23 protein-coding genes are annotated in these 21020 nt (G+C 55.1%); 12 read left to right on the top strand and 11 right to left on the bottom strand.

The window, feature by feature from the left end; translation table 11 throughout:
* Positions 1-3: 3 nt before the first annotated feature.
* Together AC14IB_RS06080 and AC14IB_RS06075 are read left to right on the top strand one after the other, a co-directional pair.
* The gene (locus tag AC14IB_RS06080) at positions 4-3711 is read left to right on the top strand and encodes a YhdP family phospholipid transporter (RefSeq protein ID WP_484231034.1); all 3708 of its coding nucleotides are present in this window, start codon (positions 4-6) and stop codon (positions 3709-3711) included.
* On the top strand, positions 3708-4532 hold the full coding sequence (locus tag AC14IB_RS06075) for a carbon-nitrogen hydrolase family protein (RefSeq protein WP_484231033.1): 825 nt from the start codon (positions 3708-3710) through the stop codon (positions 4530-4532). Before AC14IB_RS06080 ends, AC14IB_RS06075 begins: the two co-directional genes overlap by 4 nt.
* Positions 4533-4548: 16 nt before the next feature.
* Here AC14IB_RS06075 and yjgA read toward each other — a convergent pair whose 3' ends face one another.
* The 10 genes from yjgA to AC14IB_RS06025 form a co-directional block, all read right to left on the bottom strand.
* A complete protein-coding gene (yjgA, locus tag AC14IB_RS06070) occupies positions 4549-5085 on the bottom strand; it encodes a ribosome biogenesis factor YjgA (protein WP_484231032.1) in 537 nt (178 codons plus the stop codon).
* A 60-nt stretch (positions 5086-5145) separates the two neighbouring features.
* Positions 5146-5421: an HPr family phosphocarrier protein gene (locus tag AC14IB_RS06065; protein ID WP_484231031.1), complete on the bottom strand. Its 276-nt coding sequence runs from the start codon at positions 5419-5421 to the stop codon at positions 5146-5148.
* Positions 5414-6289 carry an RNase adapter RapZ gene (gene rapZ, locus AC14IB_RS06060; protein ID WP_484231030.1) on the bottom strand — a complete coding sequence of 292 codons (876 nt, stop codon included), beginning with the start codon at positions 6287-6289 and terminating at the stop codon, positions 5414-5416. Before rapZ ends, AC14IB_RS06065 begins: the two co-directional genes overlap by 8 nt.
* Before the next feature lie 170 nt (positions 6290-6459).
* Complete coding sequence (gene hpf / locus AC14IB_RS06055) at positions 6460-6747, bottom strand: ribosome hibernation-promoting factor, HPF/YfiA family (RefSeq protein ID WP_068860356.1); 288 nt, start codon at positions 6745-6747, stop codon at positions 6460-6462.
* A 213-nt stretch (positions 6748-6960) separates the two neighbouring features.
* Complete coding sequence (locus tag AC14IB_RS06050) at positions 6961-8430, bottom strand: RNA polymerase factor sigma-54 (RefSeq protein WP_484231029.1); 1470 nt, start codon at positions 8428-8430, stop codon at positions 6961-6963.
* Positions 8430-9155 carry an LPS export ABC transporter ATP-binding protein gene (gene lptB / locus AC14IB_RS06045; protein ID WP_484231028.1) on the bottom strand — a complete coding sequence of 242 codons (726 nt, stop codon included), beginning with the start codon at positions 9153-9155 and terminating at the stop codon, positions 8430-8432. Before lptB ends, AC14IB_RS06050 begins: the two co-directional genes overlap by 1 nt.
* Entirely contained in the window at positions 9152-9712 is a 561-nt protein-coding gene (gene lptA / locus AC14IB_RS06040; protein WP_484231027.1) for a lipopolysaccharide transport periplasmic protein LptA, read from the bottom strand. The genes lptB and lptA overlap by 4 nt, the downstream gene beginning before the upstream one ends.
* Positions 9696-10253 (bottom strand): LPS export ABC transporter periplasmic protein LptC, encoded by a 558-nt coding sequence (gene lptC, locus AC14IB_RS06035; RefSeq protein WP_484231026.1) that lies wholly within the window; start codon positions 10251-10253, stop codon positions 9696-9698. Before lptC ends, lptA begins: the two co-directional genes overlap by 17 nt.
* Before the next feature lie 2 nt (positions 10254-10255).
* Positions 10256-10789, bottom strand: coding sequence for a 3-deoxy-manno-octulosonate-8-phosphatase KdsC (kdsC, locus tag AC14IB_RS06030; protein WP_484231025.1), 534 nt, complete (start codon positions 10787-10789; stop codon positions 10256-10258).
* The gene (locus AC14IB_RS06025) at positions 10789-11760 is read right to left on the bottom strand and encodes a KpsF/GutQ family sugar-phosphate isomerase (RefSeq protein ID WP_484231024.1); all 972 of its coding nucleotides are present in this window, start codon (positions 11758-11760) and stop codon (positions 10789-10791) included. Before AC14IB_RS06025 ends, kdsC begins: the two co-directional genes overlap by 1 nt.
* Positions 11761-11912: 152 nt before the next feature.
* Here AC14IB_RS06025 and AC14IB_RS06020 point away from each other — a divergent pair, with 152 nt between their 5' ends.
* The 10 genes from AC14IB_RS06020 to hisC all read left to right on the top strand — a co-directional run bounded on the left by AC14IB_RS06020 (position 11913) and on the right by hisC (position 19684).
* Positions 11913-12716, top strand: coding sequence for an ATP-binding cassette domain-containing protein (locus tag AC14IB_RS06020; RefSeq protein ID WP_484231023.1), 804 nt, complete (start codon positions 11913-11915; stop codon positions 12714-12716).
* A gap of 1 nt (position 12717) precedes the next feature.
* The gene (gene mlaE / locus AC14IB_RS06015) at positions 12718-13500 is read left to right on the top strand and encodes a lipid asymmetry maintenance ABC transporter permease subunit MlaE (RefSeq protein WP_068860342.1); all 783 of its coding nucleotides are present in this window, start codon (positions 12718-12720) and stop codon (positions 13498-13500) included.
* Positions 13500-14009, top strand: coding sequence for an outer membrane lipid asymmetry maintenance protein MlaD (gene mlaD / locus AC14IB_RS06010; RefSeq protein WP_068860340.1), 510 nt, complete (start codon positions 13500-13502; stop codon positions 14007-14009). The genes mlaE and mlaD overlap by 1 nt, the downstream gene beginning before the upstream one ends.
* Positions 14010-14037: 28 nt before the next feature.
* The gene (locus AC14IB_RS06005) at positions 14038-14715 is read left to right on the top strand and encodes an MlaC/ttg2D family ABC transporter substrate-binding protein (protein ID WP_068860338.1); all 678 of its coding nucleotides are present in this window, start codon (positions 14038-14040) and stop codon (positions 14713-14715) included.
* The gene (locus AC14IB_RS06000) at positions 14712-15017 is read left to right on the top strand and encodes an STAS domain-containing protein (RefSeq protein WP_484231022.1); all 306 of its coding nucleotides are present in this window, start codon (positions 14712-14714) and stop codon (positions 15015-15017) included. Before AC14IB_RS06005 ends, AC14IB_RS06000 begins: the two co-directional genes overlap by 4 nt.
* Before the next feature lie 12 nt (positions 15018-15029).
* Positions 15030-15281, top strand: coding sequence for a BolA family protein (locus tag AC14IB_RS05995; protein ID WP_068860334.1), 252 nt, complete (start codon positions 15030-15032; stop codon positions 15279-15281).
* Positions 15282-15309: 28 nt separating this feature from the next.
* The gene (murA, locus tag AC14IB_RS05990) at positions 15310-16584 is read left to right on the top strand and encodes a UDP-N-acetylglucosamine 1-carboxyvinyltransferase (RefSeq protein ID WP_068860332.1); all 1275 of its coding nucleotides are present in this window, start codon (positions 15310-15312) and stop codon (positions 16582-16584) included.
* A complete protein-coding gene (gene hisG / locus AC14IB_RS05985; protein WP_068860330.1) occupies positions 16581-17225 on the top strand; it encodes an ATP phosphoribosyltransferase in 645 nt (214 codons plus the stop codon). The genes murA and hisG overlap by 4 nt, the downstream gene beginning before the upstream one ends.
* 66 nt (positions 17226-17291) lie before the next feature.
* Positions 17292-18614 carry a histidinol dehydrogenase gene (hisD, locus tag AC14IB_RS05980; RefSeq protein WP_484231021.1) on the top strand — a complete coding sequence of 441 codons (1323 nt, stop codon included), beginning with the start codon at positions 17292-17294 and terminating at the stop codon, positions 18612-18614.
* The gene (gene hisC / locus AC14IB_RS05975; RefSeq protein WP_068860326.1) at positions 18611-19684 is read left to right on the top strand and encodes a histidinol-phosphate transaminase; all 1074 of its coding nucleotides are present in this window, start codon (positions 18611-18613) and stop codon (positions 19682-19684) included. The genes hisD and hisC overlap by 4 nt, the downstream gene beginning before the upstream one ends.
* A gap of 4 nt (positions 19685-19688) precedes the next feature.
* Here the strand turns inward: hisC and AC14IB_RS05970 are convergent, their stop codons facing one another.
* Positions 19689-20816: a trypsin-like peptidase domain-containing protein gene (locus tag AC14IB_RS05970; protein WP_484231020.1), complete on the bottom strand. Its 1128-nt coding sequence runs from the start codon at positions 20814-20816 to the stop codon at positions 19689-19691.
* Positions 20817-21020 lie beyond the last annotated feature (204 nt).

Raw genomic sequence — 21020 nt, 5'->3', positions numbered from 1 at the left:
CGAGTGACACACACGGTGTCGCGCTTAGATCGTGTTTTGCATAGCAGCTTAATGGTATTGGCTGCTCTGCTCATCCCACTTGCCTTAGTGGTGGGCTTGGGTCGTGAGCTCATGCCCTATGTGGGTGATCAAAAGCAACATGTTGAACACTGGTTAAGTGCTAAATCCGGCTTAGATATTCGTATCGGTACGTTAGCGGGCGATTGGCGCCAATTAAGTCCTGTGCTCACCGTCAAAAACATTACGCTGCGCGATCCCGCTCATCCTGAGCAAGTGCTCTTAACCATTCCTTCCATGTCGACAACGCCAGACTGGTGGGCGACCCTGCTCGATCTCAGTCCACGATTACGCACCACGCTTTCAGGGCTGCAAGTGACGTTGTTGGCTGCCCCTGACGGCAGTATTCAGGTGAAAGAGTTTGCCAGTTTAAAGCAGTCCGATCCGGCGAATGCCATGAAAGGGTTGCGTTGGCTTTTGGCTCAGCCCGGGTTGACGCTAGAAGATAACCAATTGCATTGGCAGGTTTCAGGCCAACCCCGTTTGACCCTTAAAAAGCTGCACTTAACCCAATTTAATGCCGTATCGGATTACCGTCTTCAGGTGGGCTTTACACTGGCCGGTAGTGAGGTAGAGCAGCAAGCTCTGCTGGTCATGGGGCAAGATCCAATGGCATGGCGTGACAGCCCATGGCAGTTATATGTGCAAATGAACACGCTATCGGCTTGGCAGCCTTGGCTTAACAGTCTTAACTCCATTTGGCCGATACCGTCAGTCAGTGATTTGCAATTAAAACAGGGTGATTTAAAGCTCTGGCTGGCGAGCAAGGGAGGCGCTCCGCGCACGCTAACGGCCGCGCTCAATAACGTTGACGCCACGGTTGCATTGCCTGCACATGGGGCGCAGAGCATCGTCGGGCTAAGCGGCGTGCTGAACATGACGCATCACGCAGATAATTGGACATTTGCGGGCGATGATCTGGCGGGTCAGCTCAATGGATTGGCGCTGCCGTTGCGCCGATTTGCGGTCGATTTACGACCCAATAAAATGACTATTGCAGCGGCTCGTATGGTTCTGCCGCAGTTACAAGCTCATGCCCTACAGTTGAAATTGCTTCCCCAGCGGCTGGCGGATCAATTGGCAGTGGCGCAGCCGCAAGGCGTCTTGCCACGGCTTCATCTGCAGCTAGATAAGGCGCAGGCAGGGTGGCAATTTCAGCGTGTAGAAGCGGAGTTTAAAGCACTCAGTGTTAAACCTCAGGGCAAGCGCCCTGGCTTCGAGCGCATGGCGGGGTGGTTAAGAACAAGTACCCGCACAGGGCTGGTTTATTTCGATACGCGCCAAGCTCGATTGTTGCTGCCAGAGGTCTTTCGCGAACCGATCGCGGTAGATAGCCTGCAGGGTGGGATGCGCTGGCAGCATCGAGAGGGCTTATGGCATATCGATAGTGATGTGTTAAAGCTAGTGAATGCCGATGCTGAAGCGAATGCTCAGTTTGCATTGCGCCTGCCGGACAAAAATCCAGGCCAAGGTCAGTTGGAGCTACTCGCAGGTCTACGCAATGCCAAGTTGGCTAGTGCGTATCGCTATGTGCCATGGCATTCAGCGGGCGACAATACCTTGGCCTGGCTCAAAAAGTCGCTGACATCGGGAGACATTGAGCAGGCTAGCTTTGTTCATATCGGCCCACTTTACGGCGGCCCAAAGGGCGGCCGTCTGGATATGCAGTTCAAGCTCAAGAACGCGGTCCTAGACTACGTACCGGGCTGGCCCGTGCTTTCTGGCTTAGATGCTACCGTGGATATTTCTGGGCAGCGCTTAACCGTGCGCGGTGAGCGCGGCAACATACTCTCTGCTCAGGCCAAGAATCTGCTCGCTGACATTCCGGATCTTCACCGCCCCGTGTTGTCCATTAACGCGGACCTAGCGCTGGATTTAGCGGATGTCGATAAGCTATTAGCCGAGTCACCTTTAAAGAAACGGACTGCCGGGGTGGCTGAGCGGTTGGCATTGTCTGGTCCTGCGCAGGCTCGTTTGGCCCTTTCTGTGCCGTTGTCATCAGGCACTACCGCGGTGAAAGTAGATGCGCAACTGAATAACGCAGTCATTGAGCTGGCGCAGGAGAATCTGCGATTTGAACAGGTCAAAGGCGCCCTTCGATTTGATAATCAGCAAGGCCTTGATGCGTCATCTCTGCAGGCCGCTCTTTGGCAAAAACCAGTGACTATCCAATTGCGCGGTGAGCAGCGTCGGGGGCAGTGGTGGCAACAAAAAGTATTTGTTCAAGCCCCCATTGATATGGCGGCGTTAGGACGTTGGTCTGGCGTAGATGTTTTGCGCTACGCCCGAGGTCGCTCAGTGGCTGATGTGCAGGTGAATTTGCCTGTCTCGGCACCCGGGTTAAGTAGTTTGCAAATCAATAGTAGCTTGGTGGGCACACAAATCCTGTTGCCCGCGCCTCTGGGCAAGTTGGCGGCCACTCCTCTGCCGATGCACTACCAAACAACACTCGGCCAAGCGCCAGAGCACAAGGCCAGTGTGACACTGGGGAATGACCTGCGCATGGGTGTCGTCACCAAAAATGGTGGGATTCAACGCGCATTAATTCGCTACGGTGTACCCGGTTTAGCTTGGCCTAGTCAGAGCGGTATTTCTGCCGATTTGCGCGTCGCCAAAGTGAACCTTACCGCGTGGCAAGATTTTATCGCACAACCCGTATTGGCCTTGCCGGGTCGAAAATCAATGACGGCAGAATTGCCAGCATTGCATCAGATCAATCTGGAAACAGGCGCGTTGCAGTTGGGTGACGAGAGTTTTGCCAATACGCGCATTAAGGCCACGAAAATTGATAGCGCGTGGGACTTCCAGCTGAAAGGGCTGCAGCCTGCGCGCTGGCCTAATTGGCCGGTGACCGAAGTGTCGGGGGTGTTGCGACAACAAAATCAGTCATGGATGCTTTCGCCATTAACGCTCAAGCAGCCGCTTTTGAATTTCTCAGGCAGTGCCTCATGGGGTCTGCAAGGTGAAAAAATGACGCTGGTAAAGGGGCAGCTTGAGGCGAAGGATATCGGTGAAGTCATGGCCCAAATGGGTGTTGCCAATGCGCTGAGTAGTGAGTCCTTAGAGGCTAGCGGCGAGTTGTTTTGGCCCGGCGCTCCTAATGAATTTAGCCTTAATCAAAGCTCAGGCAATGTGACGGCGACGCTGAAGCAGGGACGTTTAAAAGAAGTGAGTGGCGTCAATTTAGCGACGCGAATTTTTGGCCTGATTAACGCCAGTAATTTATTAAGACGCCTGCGCTTCGATTTCACCGACATCACGCGCAAAGGCATTAATTACGACAAAATTATGGTGAAGGCGGACCTCAATCAAGGGGTACTCAAGCCTGCACAGTTCGATTTAGAAGGGCCCACGGTACAGATTCGCGGGCGTGGTTGGGTCAATCTCAATAATCAAACCTTAGATCAGCAGTTGCGTGTGGGCGTTCCCGTCAGTAGCGCTGTGCCAGTGCTCGCTGGCTTTTTGGCGGGGCCCATTGTGGGCGGCGCTTTAGTTGCGGCCGATCTTTTATTGGATAAGCAGCTGGCAAAGCTCACCTCAGTTCGCTATCGGGTTAGTGGTAGTTGGGAGAACTTGGTTGTTGACGATGAAGCTTTGGAATCGTTGCCAGCGAACCTGCCCAAGTCGGATGCAGCAACGGATCCCAAGCCATGAATAAGGCCTGCGTTGCTGCTTGGCAAATGGTGAGTAGCTCAAAGTGGTCCGATAATCAGGCCAGTTTAGCTCGCGGCTTTGCGCAAGCGGCCCATGCAGGCGTAAAACTGTTACTGCTCCCCGAGAATGCCGCCATTTTTGGTGCAGCAGCGCAGCTGGCTGAGGCTGGGCAGATTCAGCTCATCATGGCGTGGTTGTCCGAACAAGCGCGGCAGCATGAGCTGACTTTGATTGCTGGCACGCTCCCGCTTAGACAGCGCCCTGATGGTGTCACAGTACCTGAGGGCCGTGTGCGCAGTGCAACACTGGTTTTTGGCCCTAATGGTACTTTGCTGGGACGCTACGATAAGCGCCATCTCTTTGATGTCGACGTGGCAGATGCGCAGGGCCGCTATCAAGAGTCGGCTACCTTTGAGCCCGGCGATGACATTCCCCTGATCGAAACGCCCGTCGGCCGTGTTGGTGTGCTGACTTGCTATGACCTGCGATTTCCTGAGCAAGCCCGACATCTGCGTCGCTTAGGTGCGGATATCTTAGTGGTGCCTGCCGCGTTTACCGCGGTCACGGGTGAGGCGCATTGGCAGGTTCTGTTGCGTGCCCGCGCGATTGAGAATCAGTGTTTGGTTGTTGCGGCAGGTCAAGGTGGGCAGCATAGCGAGCAGCGCAAAACTTGGGGTCATAGCCAAGTGATCAATGCATGGGGTGAGGTTCTGGCAGAGCGCCATGAGTCGGGCGAAGGGTTGGTTACGGCGTTGTACGATGAGAGTGAGCAGCATGAATTAAGGCGACGAATGCCGGTGGAGCAGCATCGTCGTGATTGAGCAATGAGCCATCTTATTACATGGCTAGTGCCGCTAGCTCGCGTAAGTAGATCCACAGCTTATGGCGCGCAGGATGCGTCGTTTCATTAATGTCAGTGATACCGGCGGCCTCGGTGCTAGCCACTTCTTTTCGTGCCAAGCGAACCAACGTGCGTAGCGTGTGTCGGTCAGCGGCAGGGAAGCGTGTCATGACTTCGCCCAGCAGCTCATCGCCATGGGTCATAAGGCGTGCAAGCAATAGGTCTAGCTGTCGCTGCAGAGCCGGATTACGCAGAGGGTTGAGTGCCGCCAGCAGAGCTGCTTCATCCGCTTGCCGCATTAATTTGCCGATGTACTGACGCTGCCGGCGAATGGCCTCGTGAGCCTTGATGCGTTTGAAGTCGAGCAGGGCTTTCAGCAGGGCGTCTTCTAGCGGAAGTTTTTTAAGCTGCGCCTCGCTCATTTCAGCTAAGCGTTCGCCCAGCACTTGCAAGCGATCAGAAGATTTTTTCTGGTCGGTTTTGCTCGGACCAAAATCTTCGTAATCATCTTGCGGGGTAAAGTAGCCACTCATGACGCTCTCCAACAGCCGCGGGCATGGGCTGGAACGGCGTGGATGATAGCAAGGTTGCGCCTATTCGGCTTCGTCAAAACGTCTTGCGAGCAGACTTTGCACGGCGGCCACGGCGGCATCGGCATCATCCCCTGCGACGTGCAGTTGTAATTGGGAGCCTTGGCCCGCGCCCAGCATCAGTAGCGCCATGATGCTGCGAGCATCCACTAAGCGCTCACCGCGACCAATCCGTACCGTGGATTTAAAAGGGGCGACGGTTTCCACTAACTTCGCAGCGGCACGGGCATGCAAACCTAGCTTGTTAATAATATCCACGGTCAGATGGTGTTCAGCCATGCTGACCTCGGCGACTTAACTCACGATGGCGTAGTTGAAGATTCGGCAACTCCTCCCGTAAGGCGGCGAAGAGGCGCTCGGCAAGATAGACCGAGCGATGTTGCCCGCCAGTGCAGCCTATTGCGACCGTGACATAGCTGCGGTCGCTGGCTTGGAGCTCGCGTACCCAGCGCAGCAAAAATTGATAAATATCCAAGTACAGCTCTTCAACCAAGGTTTGACCCGATAAATACTCAATGACGCCGGTGTCCCGTCCGGTCAGGTCGCGAAGAGCAGCTTCCCAGTGTGGGTTGGGTAGGCAGCGGGCATCGAATACCAGATCGGCATCTAGCGGCACGCCATGTTTGAACGCAAAAGATTGAATCTGTACGGCCTGGTGTGCAGAGGTGACAGGCTCTAGTCGCTGCTTCAGCGCTTCGCGCAGGTCATGAACGGATAAGGCACTGCTATCAACACGTAAGTCCGCACGCTGAGCCAAGGGCTCCAGCAGTTCGCGTTCGTAGGCCAATGCCTCCTCAAGAGAGCGTTCGGCATTACTCAGGGGGTGGCGTCGGCGGGTAGAGCTGAAGCGGGCCAGCAAAATATCATCACGCGCATCGAGGAAAACGATTTCCGGGTCGCAGTTTTGCCCATGCAGCTGTTGCGCAATACTTTCGTAGCGACTGAGGTCGCGAATACGGTTGCGCGCATCAATGCCAACGGCAAGACGGACTGGGCGTTCTTCAACATCGTCACGAAAACTCGCCACCAACTCTGGCAACAAGGCCACGGGGAGATTATCGACACAGTAATAGCCTAAGTCTTCGAGCTGATGGAGCGCGGTGGACTTACCTGAGCCTGATCGTCCGCTAACAATGACGAGTTTCATGAGTTGAACCAGTCGCAAAAAGGGATGGCTCTATCCTCGTGGTGATACTGACGGTTGGCAAGTGACAAAGTGGTCATCAACCTAAAAACAAGGGTCTATAACGCAGAAATGCCCAGCATAGGCTGGGCATTCAATGGTAAGCAGTACAGTTACAAGTGCCTGGGTAAGGCTCAGTGCATCTGGTGCTTTTCTTTGTGTCGCACAATTTGTCGGTCTAACTTATCCGACAGCGCGTCGATGGCGGCATAGAGGTCCTCAGATTCTGCGATGGCAAAGAGCTTTGCCCCCGACGTTCGGATGACGGCCTCGGCCTTTTGGACCAGCTTATCGACGCTGAGAATAACTTGCATACTGGTGATGTGGTCGAAGTGTCGCTCGACCTTAGATAGCTTGCTGGCGGTGTAGTCTTTCAGCGCACTGGTGAGTTCAACGTGGTGTCCACTAATGGTCATCTGCATGAGACGCTTCCTCGCTTTCGTGGGTGACGACAGCGGGGGCCGGAGCTTCCAGCGTTCAGCGGGTCGGACGGGCAGAGTGGCCTTGCAGCCAAGGTGTCCGGGCGGCCTGTCGAGGATGGAAGCAGAGGTCCCCAGTTAAAACTGAGTGACACGGTACATACTTCACTACATTCAACAACCGGTATGCTTTGACTCTAGCATAGGGCCAAGGGCTTAAAGCAAGCGTTTTCTGTCGCTCGATGAGGCGATATTGAGTGACTCTCTGTACTTGGCGATGGTGCGTCTTGCAACTTCAATACCTTGCGCTTGAAGAAGATCAGCAATTTTGTTGTCGCTCAGTGGCTTTTTCGGGTTTTCGGCCGCAACCAGCTGTTTGATCATGGCGCGAATGGCCGTGGATGAGGCCTCGCCACCGGCACTGGTGCTGACATGGGAGGAGAAAAAGTACTTCAGCTCAAACAGGCCGCGCGGTGTATGCAGGAACTTTTGAGTCGTGACGCGGGAGATGGTGGACTCATGCAAACCCACTTCGTCCGCAACGTCACGCAAAATCAAGGGTTTCATGGCGACGGGGCCATCGTCTAAAAAGCCCCGTTGATGCTCCACGATGCAGCTGGCGACTTTAAGCAAGGTCTCGTGGCGGCTTTGCAGGCTCTTGATGAGCCAGCGTGCTTCCTGCAAATGATCGCGAATAAATTGGTTGTCACGGGTGCTGTCGGCACGACGCAGCATAGAGGCATAACCACTGTTAACGCGCAGTCGTGGGGCTGCATCCGGATTCAGCTCGACACGCCAGCGGCCATTCATTTTACGCACGACTACGTCCGGAATGAGGGCCTTGTCATCGGCGCTTGCCCAGCCTTCACCGGGGTGCGGCGTGAGTTCGCGGATAAGTTTAAGTGCACGATGTACAGCCGCTTCGCTGAGCTTTGTGAGGCGCATCATGCCCGCTAAATCGCCATTGGCGAGACGGTCGCAATGATCGCGTAAAAGCAATCGAGCGTCGGCGAGTCCGGGGGTGGCGTCATCACGCTGTCCGAGCTGAATGAGTAGACATTCAGCTAAGTTGCGAGCGGCGACACCGGGAGGATCGAATTGCTGCACTCGATGTAGAACAGCAATGATTTCATCTTCTTCAGCTTCTTGCTGACGCCAATGCAGGGCCGTAGCTGCCAGCTCTTCTAAGCTAACGGTGAGATAGCCACGCGCATCGAGACCATCAATAATGGCTTCAGCAATGAGCCGATCGAGGTCTGAAAAGCGCGTGAGGTTGAGCTGCCAGCGTAGGTGATCTTGCAGCGTCTCAGCCAGAGCACTGCGGCTTTCGATGGGATCGCCATCTTCATCGAGGCTGTCGCCACCGCCACTGCCGCTGGTGCCGGCATAAATATCATCCCAAGCGGTATCAACGGGCAATTCGTTGGGAAGGTCGTGCTGGTGATCTAGATCCAGCGTTTGGCTTGCCGCATCAACCGTTTCGGGCGTTCCGGCAGTTACCTGAGTGATGGGGTCGGAGGATGCATCAGATCCGTCATCAAGCTCTAGCAGGGGATTACTGTCGAGCGCCGCTTGAACCTCTTGTTGAAGCTCAAGTGTAGACAGTTGCAGCAGCTTAATGGCTTGCTGCAGCTGCGGCGTCATGGTGAGGTGTTGCCCTAGCCCCATTTGGAGCCCGATTTTCATCACAGTGAGAACTGCTCCCCAAGATAGACTTCACGCACCAATGGATTGGCTAAAATCTCAGCGGGCGTGCCCTCGGCAATTTCAACGCCGGCGCTAACGATGTAGGCCTTCTCACATATGTCGAGTGTTTCGCGCACATTGTGGTCGGTAATTAAAACGCCAATGCCCCGCTGCTTCAGGTGCATGATGATGCCTTTGATGTCGGCCACCGAAATCGGGTCGACACCGGCAAATGGTTCATCGAGCAAAATAAACTGCGGGTCACTGGCGAGTGCGCGTGCGATCTCAACACGACGGCGTTCTCCGCCAGACAAACTCATGCCAAGGTTGGTACGAATATGGCCAATATGAAACTCGGCCAGCAGGGATTCAAGCTTGGCTTGCTGAGCGGCTTTATCCAGGTCGTTACGTGTTTCTAAAATCGCTAAAATATTGTCTTGCACGCTGAGCTTGCGAAAAATGGACGCCTCTTGCGGCAAGTAGCCAATGCCTTTCTGGGCGCGGCCGTGCATGGGTAGGTGCGAAATGTCCTCGTCATCGAGGCGAATGCGACCGTTATCCATGGGGACGAGGCCCACAATCATATAAAAGCTAGTGGTTTTTCCGGCGCCATTAGGGCCGAGTAGACCAACAATTTGCGCGCTTTCTACGGCTAAGCTCACATCTTTAACAACGGTCCGACCTTTATAGCTTTTAGCTAAACCATCCACCCGCAGGATGCTCATGGTTTCGCACTCCCAGTGCTGCTGGCGGGCGAGGGTGTTTTAGTGCTGTTGCGAGCCGAGGGCGGAAAGGTGAGCTGTACACGTTGACTGGCGTCACTGGTGGCCTCTATTTGCTTACGCAACGTGGAGTAAACGATGCGCGGACCGCTGAAGCTCGCATTGTCTTGGCGCAAAATGGCATTGCCCAACAGCGTGATCACGCCGGTGGTGTTATCAAAAATAATCTCGTTCGCATCCGCTTTGACTAAGCCTTTGGCGGGGTCCGTTTTTTGCTCATAGTGCGCAGGCTTGCCCAAAGTGCGGGCATTTAAGAGGTTGCCCTCTGCATCGACTTTAAGGGTCAGTGAGTCGCCGTTTACCCGTAGCGTACCCTGCACAATTTGAACTTTGCCGCGATAAATGGCCTCACCTGACTTTTCGTCAAAGCGCGCATTGTCGGCAGTGATTTGAATGGGTTGCTGAGCATCTTCGGGCAACGCTAAGGCGGTATTGGCAGCACAACCTATGAGCAATAGAGCGGCCAGTTTTTGCATCCAAACCTTAGTAAGACGGGGCATAGCGAACCTCTACAGAAGATTTTAATTCGACAGACTTGGCCTGCAAATCCGTGCTCATACCAATGCCTGAAATGCTTCCTTTCGGGCTAATGACCGTGACTTTTTCGGGGCTATCAAATCGATTGGCCTTAGGGTTGGCATGCAGGCGTGAGGTCTCCAAACGCAACGGCTCTTGCCCCAGTAATCGTTGCGCAACGACTTGGCCAGACAGCCAAATATCGCTGGCAGGATTCGGGCTATCCGCCTGTTTGGCGGTCAGGCGCCAAAGCAGCTGGCCATTGCTGTAAAGCTGAATGTCCGGCTGCGTTAAATGAAAGCGTTCCGGAGCGGGGTGATGCGTTAGTTGCTCACTTTGCATGCGTCTTAATACATTCCCTTGGCTATCGGTTTGCCAGAGTTGCACTTGCTCAACGATATAGTCCGGTTTGCCGCTGTTGTCTGTAACAACATTGTCAGCCGTCAGCCCGCCCCAGCCATAGTAGGCGCCGGCACTCACTGCAATTAGCACCGTCGATAATTGCAGCAGTGGGCGAATATCCATAATTAGATGGCCAAATAGGGCGCTAGCGCCGTGTCATAACGGTTCTGCGCATGCAGCAACAAGTCACAGACCTCGCGAACAGCTCCGCGACCACCGGAGAGGGTCGTGACGTGATCAGCGCGTGTTCTGAGCTCGCTGTGTGCATTCGCGACCGCGACACCGAGCCCAGAGGCGAGAATCGCGGGCAGGTCTGGCCAGTCGTCGCCAACGTAAGCCACTTCGTCCAGATCGTAACCCAGCTCGCTAATAAGCTCTTTCAGCGCCACCAATTTGTCTTCACGCCCTTGCAGGAGATGCTTGATTTTCAGGTTGGCGGCGCGGCGTTGAACGAGAGCGGTGGTGCGGCCTGTAATGATGGCAACTTCGATGCCGGCACTCTGCAGCATTTTGATGCCGTGGCCATCTTGGGTATCGAAGGTTTTAAGCTCTTGGCCGTCTTCGGCGAAATACAAACGACCATCCGAAAGTACGCCATCCACATCCAGCGCCAGCAAGCGAATGCGTGCGGCCTTCTCTTTGATACGAACCGAGAGCATCAGACCACTCCTGCCTTGAGAAAACCATGCATGTTGACCGCCCCGAGTGGGCGGTGTTGAGCATCGACTACCACCACGCCGTTAATGCGGCGAGCTTCCATTTCTGCAAGGGCCTGAGCCGCCAGAATGCCGGCAGGTACCGTCAGGCAATTGGGTGTCATGACCTGTTCAATGGGCGTGATGCGAATATCGAGATTTTGGTCGATGGTGCGGCGCAAGTCGCCATCGGTGAAGAGTCCGACCAAGCTGCCATCGGCATCGACCACCGTGGTCATACCCAAGCCCTTGCGGGTGATTTCGAGCAACGCGTCGCGAATGGGCGTGCCTACTTTAACAATGGGCACTTGCTCGCCCTTATGCATGATGTCATCGACCAAGAGCAGCAAGCGACGGCCGAGTGCGCCGCCAGGATGCGACAGAGCGAAGTCCTCTGCGGTAAAGCCGCGAGCTTCCAACAGAGCCACGGCGAGGGCGTCGCCCAGCACCAGTGTGTTCGTGGTGGAGGAGGTGGGAGCTAGCCCCAGTGGGCAGGCTTCTGGCGATTTTCCAATGGTGAGTGCGACATCGGCATGACGACCCATGCTGCAATCAGCCAATGCCGTAATGCTGATGAGTTTGGCGCGCAGGCGCTTGATCACTGGAATAATGGCGAGAATTTCATGGGCCTCGCCCGAGTTGGAGATGGCAATGACCACGTCCTGTGCGGTGACCATACCCAGGTCGCCATGACTGGCTTCACCGGGATGCATGAAAAAAGCGGGAGTGCCCGTGGAGGCCAGTGTTGCTGCAATTTTGTTGCCGATATGGCCGGATTTTCCCATGCCAGTAATCACAACGCGTCCCTTGCACGCCATGAGCAATTCGCAGGCGTGACTGAAATCATCACTAATTAGCGGTCGGAGAGCCTCTAGGGCATTCAGTTCGACCTGAAGTACGCGTTGGCCGGTTGCGACGAAATCGACATTACTCATGGCATTAATCCTAAAAGCACATACAAATTCAGTGCCAACTCTGTCAGGTAATTATGGCCAAGCCAAGCACTTGTCACCAGCCCTATGCTTTGATTCCGCAGAAAAAGATCCAGTGCTATGATGCGCGACTTTATTGGCTCGAAATGATTGCCATGGCAGATACTTCCAGTGACCTCGTCCACATTCGCGACCTCAGTTTTAGTCGCGGGAATCGCGTTATTTTCGATCGCGTTAATGTTCGCATTCGTCGCGGGCAGGTCACCGCCATCATGGGGCCGTCGGGCTGTGGCAAAACCACACTGCTGCGCTTTATTGGCGGTCAGCTGCGACCAGACAGCGGCGAGGTCTGGGTGGATGGACAGAATGTCCCCGCACTTTCGCGCGATGACCTCTTTAAGCTGCGCGCCCGCATGGGCATGCTCTTTCAGTCTGGCGCATTGTTCAGTGACCTCACCGTGCACGAAAACGTGGCGTTCCCGCTGCGAGCGCACACTCAGCTCAGTGAAAGCCTGATTCACGATATTGTCTTGATGAAATTGGAGTCTGTTGGTCTGCGAGGTGCGGAACAACTCATGCCTGCGGAGCTTTCCGGTGGCATGGCGCGCCGTGCTGCGCTGGCTCGCGCAATTGCGCTCGATCCGCATTTGATCATGTATGACGAGCCTTTTGCGGGCCAAGATCCCATGGTGATGGGCGTGCTGGTGCGGCTCATTCGTACCCTGCGTGAAGCGCTCGATCTGACCTCGGTTATCGTCTCGCATGATGTAACGGAAACGTTATCGATTGCAGATTACATTTACGTATTGGCTAATGGTGCTGTGGTTGGCGAAGGTACGCCGGAACAACTGCGCGCATCGGAGTCGCCCTTTATTCAGCAGTTCCTCAATGGCAGCGCAGAAGGCCCCGTGCGCTTTCAATATTCATCGCAGCCTTGGGCTGACGTGCTGGGAGCTTGAGATGCTGACGCGTGTGCAGGCACTGGGTGCTCGTGGTTTAGATGTGGTGAGAACAATCGGCGCTGCGTCCGTATTTCTTTGGCAGGCCTTGGTGTGCTGGCCACGCTGGCGCTTAGCCATACCGTTATTAATTCAGCAAATCTACGCCGTGGGTGTGTTGTCCTTAGTCATCATTATCGTGTCGGGCTTGTTTATTGGCATGGTGCTGGGCTTGCAGGGCTACAACATCTTAATAACCTACGGCAGTGAGCAAGCGCTGGGTACGTTGGTGTCACTGACCTTGACCCGTGAGCTTGGGCCGGTGGTTACCGCATTGCTTTTTGCGGGTCGCGCGGGATCTGCGCTGACCGCGGAGATTGGCCTGATGAAAGCCACCGAGCAGCTGTCCAGTATGGAAATGATCGGTGTTGACCCTCTTCGTCGCATCATTGCACCACGCTTCTGGGCCGGTGTGCTGACCATGCCCATGTTGGCCACTATTTTCACGGCGGTGGGCATCCTCGGCGGACGCTTGGTCGGCGTGGACTGGCTGGGCATTTTTGAAGGCTCGTACTGGGCCAATATGCAGCAGTCGGTCGAGTTTATTGATGACGTGCTGAATGGCTTAATCAAGGCCTTGGCCTTCGGTATTGCTGTGACCTGGATTGCTGTCTTCCAGGGTTACGATTGCGAGCCCACCAGCGAGGGCATTTCACGTGCCACAACGCGTACGGTGGTTTATGGATCTTTAGCGGTGTTGGCACTGGATTTCATCCTCACCGCTGTCATGTTTGGAGGCGTCTGATGCGCATTAAATCCTTAGAGTTGCTGGTGGGTGCTTTTCTACTGCTGGCGTTTGGCGCGCTGATGTTTTTGGCCATTCAAGTCAGCGGCTTGTCCGGCGAGACCAGCAAAGAGTCGTACCGTGTGCATGCGCTATTTCAGAATGTGGGCGGCCTCACCGAGCGCGCCAAAGTCACTATTGCTGGCGTGAGTGTCGGTCGCGTCGAGTCCATTACTTTGGACGCTAAAACGCAGCAGGCCCGCGTTGAGATGGCCATTAATAGTGAAGTCAATGACATCAGCACCGATGCGGTTGCCGCTATTTTGACTTCCGGCCTGCTCGGCGAGAAATACATTGGTCTGACGCCCGGTGCCGACGACACGTTTTTGAAAGAAGGTAGTCGTATTGAGCAAACGCAATCGTCCTTAGTGCTGGAAGATTTGATTGGTAAATTCCTGTTCAATAAAGCCACGGAAGCTCCAAAGGCAGCGCCAGAAGCGTCAGCCGATTCGGCAGATGCAGCGTTTTAATGCCTGAAGCTACTTTAAGGACTATGTTATGAAGCGTTTAATGGGTTTGATGATTGTTTCCAGTGTGATTGCTGCACCAGCGTTTGCTGCGGTTGCGGTGAATGCCTCTGCATCAGTAGCCGCGGTGGTGAATGCGCCGGAGGCGAACCCGCAAGTCGTTGTGCAAAAATCTATCGACAATCTCGTTGCGCGTATCGTCAAAGAGCGTAAGGCGCTACTGAAGAGCCCGGCCGCGCTGTCGGCACTTGTTGATCAAAACATTACGCCGTTTGTCGATATTCCGGGTATTGCCCGTGGTGTCATGGGTCAGTATTTCCGTCAGGCTAGCCCAGAGCAGCGGGATCGATTTGCCACGACGTTCAAACAGAGCTTGATTCGCACCTACGCCAATGGCTTAGCGGGCTATAACAATCAGAAAATTGTGGTGAAGCCCTACACGCCGGGTGCTGATATGAATCGCGCGCAAGTGGATGTTGAGGTCACACTGGAGTCCGGCACGATGGTGCCTGTAACCTTCCAGATGGTTCGTGATGGTTCCGGTGTTTGGAAGGCACGCAATTTGATCATTAATGGTTTGAACTTAGGTTTGACCTTCCGCAAACGTTTCGCGGATGTGGTTGAGCAATCGGCTGGCAATTTGGATAAGGCCATTACGGCATGGTCGCCCGATGCAGCAACCATCGATGTGGTAAAGGCCAAATCATGACGGCTGTTGTGTCACGCCTACCAGATGGCAATGGCTTCGTGCTGAGTGGCTCGGTGGATAGCGCGAACGCGGTGCAGTGTGAGGCCGAAGGCTTGGCACTTATTGCCGATCTGGCCGCCGGCCCCTGCATCTGTGACCTGTCTGGCCTAACCACGGGCAATAGCGTGTCGGCAGCAGTGCTCATGTCGTGGCGCCGCGCGGCTGCCAAACGTCAACAGACCTTGACGCTACAAGCCATCCCCACACGCTTGCATGCGATTCTGCAAGCCAGCAATCTTCTCCCTGTTTTTACGCCTACTTAATAACGAGTTCCGATGAACGCTGCCGAAATTCAGTCCCTGCTGACTGCTGCCATTCCTGAAGCCCAACACATTGCGGTCACTGGCGATGGCGGTAAATTTACCGTCACGATAGTGCATCCGGCGTTTGAAAGCCTCCGACCAGTGGCGAAGCAGCAGCTTGTCTACGCGCCGTTGCAGACGCATATTGCCAGTGGCGCCATTCACGCCGTCAGCATGCAAACCTTGACGCCTGAAGAGTGGCGCAAGATGAAGTTATTCGGCTGATTTTTTAACATTTTTAAGGCGGCGCTTCATGGATAAATTATTGATTACCGGTGGTCGCGCATTAAGCGGCGATGTCCGTATTTCCGGTGCAAAAAATGCGGCATTGCCGCTCTTGGTTGCCCCTCTGTTAGCGGATGGCATTGTGCACATTGGCAATGTGCCTCATCTGCAAGACGTCACGACCATTCTGCAAGTCTTGGGTTGCATGGGCGTTACCGTGACCATGCACGATAACAATCAAGTCGAAATTGATGCACGTACGCTCACCAGTGCCGTGGCGCCATACGAGTTAGTACGCACAATGCGTGCTTCTATTCTGGTGTTAGGCCCCTTGCTGGCTCGTTATGGTGAAGCCACGGTGTCGTTGCCCGGCGGCTGTGCGATTGGATCGCGCCCGGTGGATCAACATCTCAAGGCATTAGAAAAACTCGGCGCAGAAATTCGCGTCGAGAATGGCAACGTCCACGGCAAAGTGAACGGTCGCCTGAAGGGTGCGCACCTCGTGTTCGATATGGTCACCGTGGGGGGCACCGAAAACATTCTAATGGCGGCCACCCTCGCTGAAGGCACCACCATTATCGAGAACGCGGCACGCGAACCCGAAATCGTTAACTTGGCGAATATCTTGATCGCCATGGGTGCTGATATTGAAGGCGCCGGCAGTGATCGTATTGTGGTGCGTGGCGTTGAGGCGCTGCATGGCTGCCAGCACAATGTTATTCCAGACCGAATTGAAACCGGATCGTATCTTTGCGCAGGTGCCATCACCGGTGGTCGCGTCCGTACCACAGCGGCGGACCCTACTCAGCTTGATGCCGTCTTGTTGAAACTACAGGAAGCGGGTGCGCACATTAATACTGGCGCCGATTGGATAGAGCTGGATATGCAAGGTCGTCGCCCCAAAGCGGTGAGCTTCCGTACGGCGCCTCACCCCGCCTTCCCAACCGATATGCAAGCGCAATTCATGGCGCTGAATACGGTTTCAACGGGCGTCAGCACGATCAGCGAAACCATTTTCGAAAATCGCTTCATGCATGTGCCGGAGCTCAGCCGCTTTGGTGCCAAGATCGCTGTTGATGGCCACACCGCGATCATTACCGGGGTGGAAAAGCTCATGGCGGCTCCCGTGATGGCCACTGACTTACGCGCGTCGATGTCACTGGTCTTGGCGGGTTTGGCTGCCGAAGGCAGCACGGTCATTGATCGTCTCTATCACATGGATCGTGGTTATGAGCGTCTGGAAGAGAAGCTCGTTGGCTTGGGCGCTGACCTGCGTCGCATCTCTTCGCGGAGCGGTCGATGAGCTTGATTATTGCCCTCTCGAAAGGACGTATTCTCAAGGACACCTTGCCCTTGCTCGCCGAAGCCGGCATCGAGTTGCTGGAAGATCCGGACAAGAGCCGCAAGCTGATTTTCCCCACCACACAAGAGGGCGTGCAGATCGTTATCTTGCGTGCCACCGATGTGCCCACCTTCGTGCAAAATGGCGCGGCAGATATCGGTGTGGCGGGTAAAGATGTGCTGGTAGAGCATGGCGCAGAAGGTATGTACGAGCTTGTCGACTTGCAGATCGCCCGCTGCCGCCTCATGGTAGCTGGCAAGGTCGGCGCGACGAAACCGGCTAGGCGTATGCGTGTGGCCACCAAGTTCGTCAACGTCGCCAAGCGCTACTATGCCGAGCAGGGCGAGCAAGTCGAAATCATTAAGCTGTATGGTTCGATGGAGTTGGCGCCGATCATGGACCTCGCGGACCGCATCGTGGACGTGGTGGACACCGGTAAGACGCTGAAAGAAAACGGCCTAGAAGCCCTAGAATTAATTATGCCGGTGAGCTCGCGATTAATCGTGAACAAAACGGCGATGAAACTGAAACAAGCTAGAATTCAACCTTTGGTCGATCAACTTCAGGCTGCGGTAACCCGCCGAGAAGTTGCCCACGCCTAAGACCACCGTCGGCCCCGTCGTGACGATGCCGGGCCGTGGGTCCGGCAGAATACGATGAGGAACGACATGTCGGTAATGCAACGCTTCAATAGCCAAGATGCTGATTTTGGTCGCACGCTAGATCAACTGCTGGCGTGGGAAGGCGTCTCCGACGCAGCCGTGCAAGCCACCGTCAATGAGGTGATCGCTCGTGTTCGTCGCGAGGGCGATGCCGCTGTGGTTGACTTCACCAATCGTTTTGATCACGTCGCGGTGGCCGATATGGCTGCGCTCAGCATTCCATTGCCACGCTTACAGGCAGCCTATAACGGCTTGCCGCCAGAACAGCAGAACGCTCTGACAGTCGCGGCCGATCGCATTCGCCGTTATCACGTGCACCAACGCCAGGGTTCCTGGCAATACACCGAGGCAGACGGCACAGTGCTCGGGCAGCAAGTCATGCCACTGGATCGCGTTGGGATTTATGTGCCGGGCGGTAAGGCCTCTTACCCCTCATCAGTGTTGATGAACGCCATCCCGGCCAAAGTGGCCGGTGTTGCAGAAGTCGTGATGTGTGTGCCCACGCCACGTGGCGAAGTGAATGAGTTGGTGCTGGCCGCCGCCTGGATCGCCGGTGTTGATCAGGTATTTACCATTGGCGGTGCGCAAGCCGTCGCAGCCTTGGCTTATGGCACAGAGTCCGTGCCACGCGTGGATAAAATTGTTGGCCCGGGCAATATTTATGTTGCTACAGCCAAGCGTCAGGTCTTTGGTCAAGTTGGTATCGACATGATTGCGGGGCCGTCGGAAATTTTGATTTATTGCGACGGCAAAACCGACCCGGCTTGGATCGCCATGGATCTTTTTTCGCAGGCCGAACATGACGAACAGGCGCAGTCGATTTTGCTCAGCGCCGATGCCGACTTCCTTGATGCCGTTGCTGCTGAAGTTGAGCGGCTATTGCCAACCCTTGAGCGCGAGGGCATCGCACGTATTTCGCTGACAGAACGAGGCGCGCTCATCCAAGTTCGTGATGAGGCCGATGCCTTGGCGCTCATTAACCGGATTGCGCCGGAACATCTCGAGCTTTCCGTGGCTAATCCGGAAGCGCTGCTGCCGGAGATTCGCCATGCCGGGGCCATTTTCATGGGGCGCTTTACCCCGGAAGCGTTGGGTGACTACTGTGCTGGCCCTAACCACGTTTTGCCGACCTCCGGGACGGCACGCTTTTCTTCACCACTGGGTGTGTACGACTTCCAAAAGCGCAGCAGCTTGATTGGCTGTTCTGCTGCCGGTGCGTCCACCTTGGCCAAGGTGGCTTCCGTGCTGGCGCGTGGCGAAGGGCTGACGGCCCACGCGCGTTCCGCCGAGTATCGTTTATTGCCGGATGACGCGGAGGTGAAGTCGTGAGCCGCTTTTGGAGCCCCTTCGTACGTGATCTCGTCCCGTATGTGCCGGGTGAGCAGCCGAAAATTGCCAATTTGGTGAAGCTCAATACTAACGAGCATCCCTTTGGGCCATCGCCACGCGCCTTAGCGGCCATGCAGGCCGCCGTCGGCGACGACTTACGTTTATACCCGGACCCCAATGCCGATCAGCTGAAAAGCACCATCGCAGACTATTTTGATCTGGCAAGTCAGGGCGGAGATAAGTCCTGGGTCTTTGTGGGTAACGGGTCGGATGAAGTCCTTGCGCATGCCTTTCATGGCCTGTTTCAGCACGATAAGCCGTTGCTGTTTCCAGACATCACGTATAGTTTTTATAAGGTCTATGCAGGTCTGTATCACATCGCCTATGAAACGGTGGCCTTAAACCCCCAGTTCCAGATTGACCCCACGGACTATGCCCGCCCGAACGGCGGCGTGATTTTTCCAAACCCGAATGCCCCCACCGGTTGCTTATTACCTTTGCTCGCGATTGAGCAAATCCTGCAAGCGAACCCAGAGGTTGTTGTGCTGGTTGATGAGGCCTATATCGACTTCGGCGGTGAGAGTGCGGTGAGCCTGGTCGGGCGCTACGACAATTTATTGGTCACGCAGACGCTTTCAAAGTCGCGGGCTTTAGCTGGCCTGCGTGTGGGTCTGGCTGTGGGTCAGCCGCATTTGATTGAAGCACTGGAGCGCATCAAAAACAGTTTTAACTCCTACCCCTTGGGGCGCGTGGCACTGGCGGGTGCACAGGCCGCGTTTGAAGATAAGTCTCACTTTGAAGCGATGCAGCAAATGGTCATCATGCAGCGTGACTCGCTTGAATTGAAACTTCAGCGACTGGGCTTTGATGTGCTGCCTTCGGGCGCGAACTTTGTGTTTGCACGCCACCCCAACCATCGTGGCGCTGATTTGGCTCAGGCTTTGCGCGAGCAGGCGGTATTGGTGCGGCACTTTAAGCTGCCGCGGATTGAAGACTTCTTACGCATTACGATAGGCACGCCCGATCAGCATCGGGCGCTCTTGTCGGCGTTAGAGACGATTTTGGCTTAACGCCTCATTGCTCTCGGCTACGCTGCTTGGGGCGCTCACCAATGGTGACATTAAGTGTGCGCAGCTTGCCTTCGCGCAAGACATCAATGTCGGCAGTGGTATTGGGCTTGAGCCCGGCAATCTGCCGAATCACTTGGTCGGCGCTGATGACGGTTACACCCATCACTTTCTTCAGCTCATCCCCAGCTTGCAGGCCACCTTTATCGCCGGGTCCATTCGGCATCACACCGGCAATAATAATGGGCTGAGGGTTATGCGCTGTGCCCATATCTGCACTGCCAGCGATCTCAATGCCTAACCAGCCGCGCACCACATGGCCTTGGCGGATGATGTCTTGCATGACCTGTTTAGCTAAAGGAGCGGGTATGGCAAAGCCAATGCCCATGCTGCCGCCTGAGCGTGAGTAAATCGCCGTATTTACACCCAAGAGATTGCCGCTGACATCCACTAAAGCGCCACCGGAGTTGCCGGGATTGATGGCGGCATCGGTTTGAATAAAATCCTCATAGGTATTAATGCCCAGACCACTTCGGCCGATGGCAGAGATAATGCCTTGGGTTACCGTTTGTCCCACGCCAAACGGGTTGCCAATAGCCAGCACCACATCGCCCACGGCACTCGCCGATGTTTTGAACGGTAATACCGGCAGCTTATCTAGCTCAATTTTCAGTACGGCCAAATCCGTGTCGGGGTCTGTGCCAATGACCTTGGCGCTGATCTCTCGGCCGTCCCTGAGTGCAACAACAATGCTGTCGGCACTGGCAACGACATGATCATTGGTCAGGATGTAGCCATCACTCGACACAATCACACCTGAGCCCAGGCTAGATGCCGTTCTTTCGCGCGGCATTTGTTCGCCGTGAAAACGGAACCACGGATGCTCGAGCAGCGGATGCGACAGCGTCCTGACTTTTTGCGTGGTGTAAATATTCACCACAGCAGGTGCGGCACGATTCACTGCGGGGGCATAAGAAATAGGGCCCGAGCTTGCTGCCGTATGACTGGGCAAGGCAAACTCTTGTGCCAGCTGAGGATCGTTCGGCGCGACGCGGCTAGGCCAGCTATCATGCCAAGAGATATAGCCGACGACGCCCGCAAGCGCGAGCCAAGGTAGGGCGTTTGCTACACGCATATCAACACTCCTGTAGAGCCTGAGGTTTTGGCTCAGGTTTAAAAACACTGAATTTAATATGGGGCTGCACTGAGTTACTGACAAGTGGGCAGCACAGAGGTTAATGATGCAACTTAACGCGTTGGTTCGAGCACTCGATGACCTGCTACAGGTGAAGAAGTTTTCAGACTATTGCCCGAATGGCCTGAGATCGGAAGAGCACAC

Source organism: Perlucidibaca sp., assembly GCF_057084925.1.
Note: the sequence above shows the minus strand (reverse complement) of the source record. Positions and strands in the feature narration are given on the sequence as shown.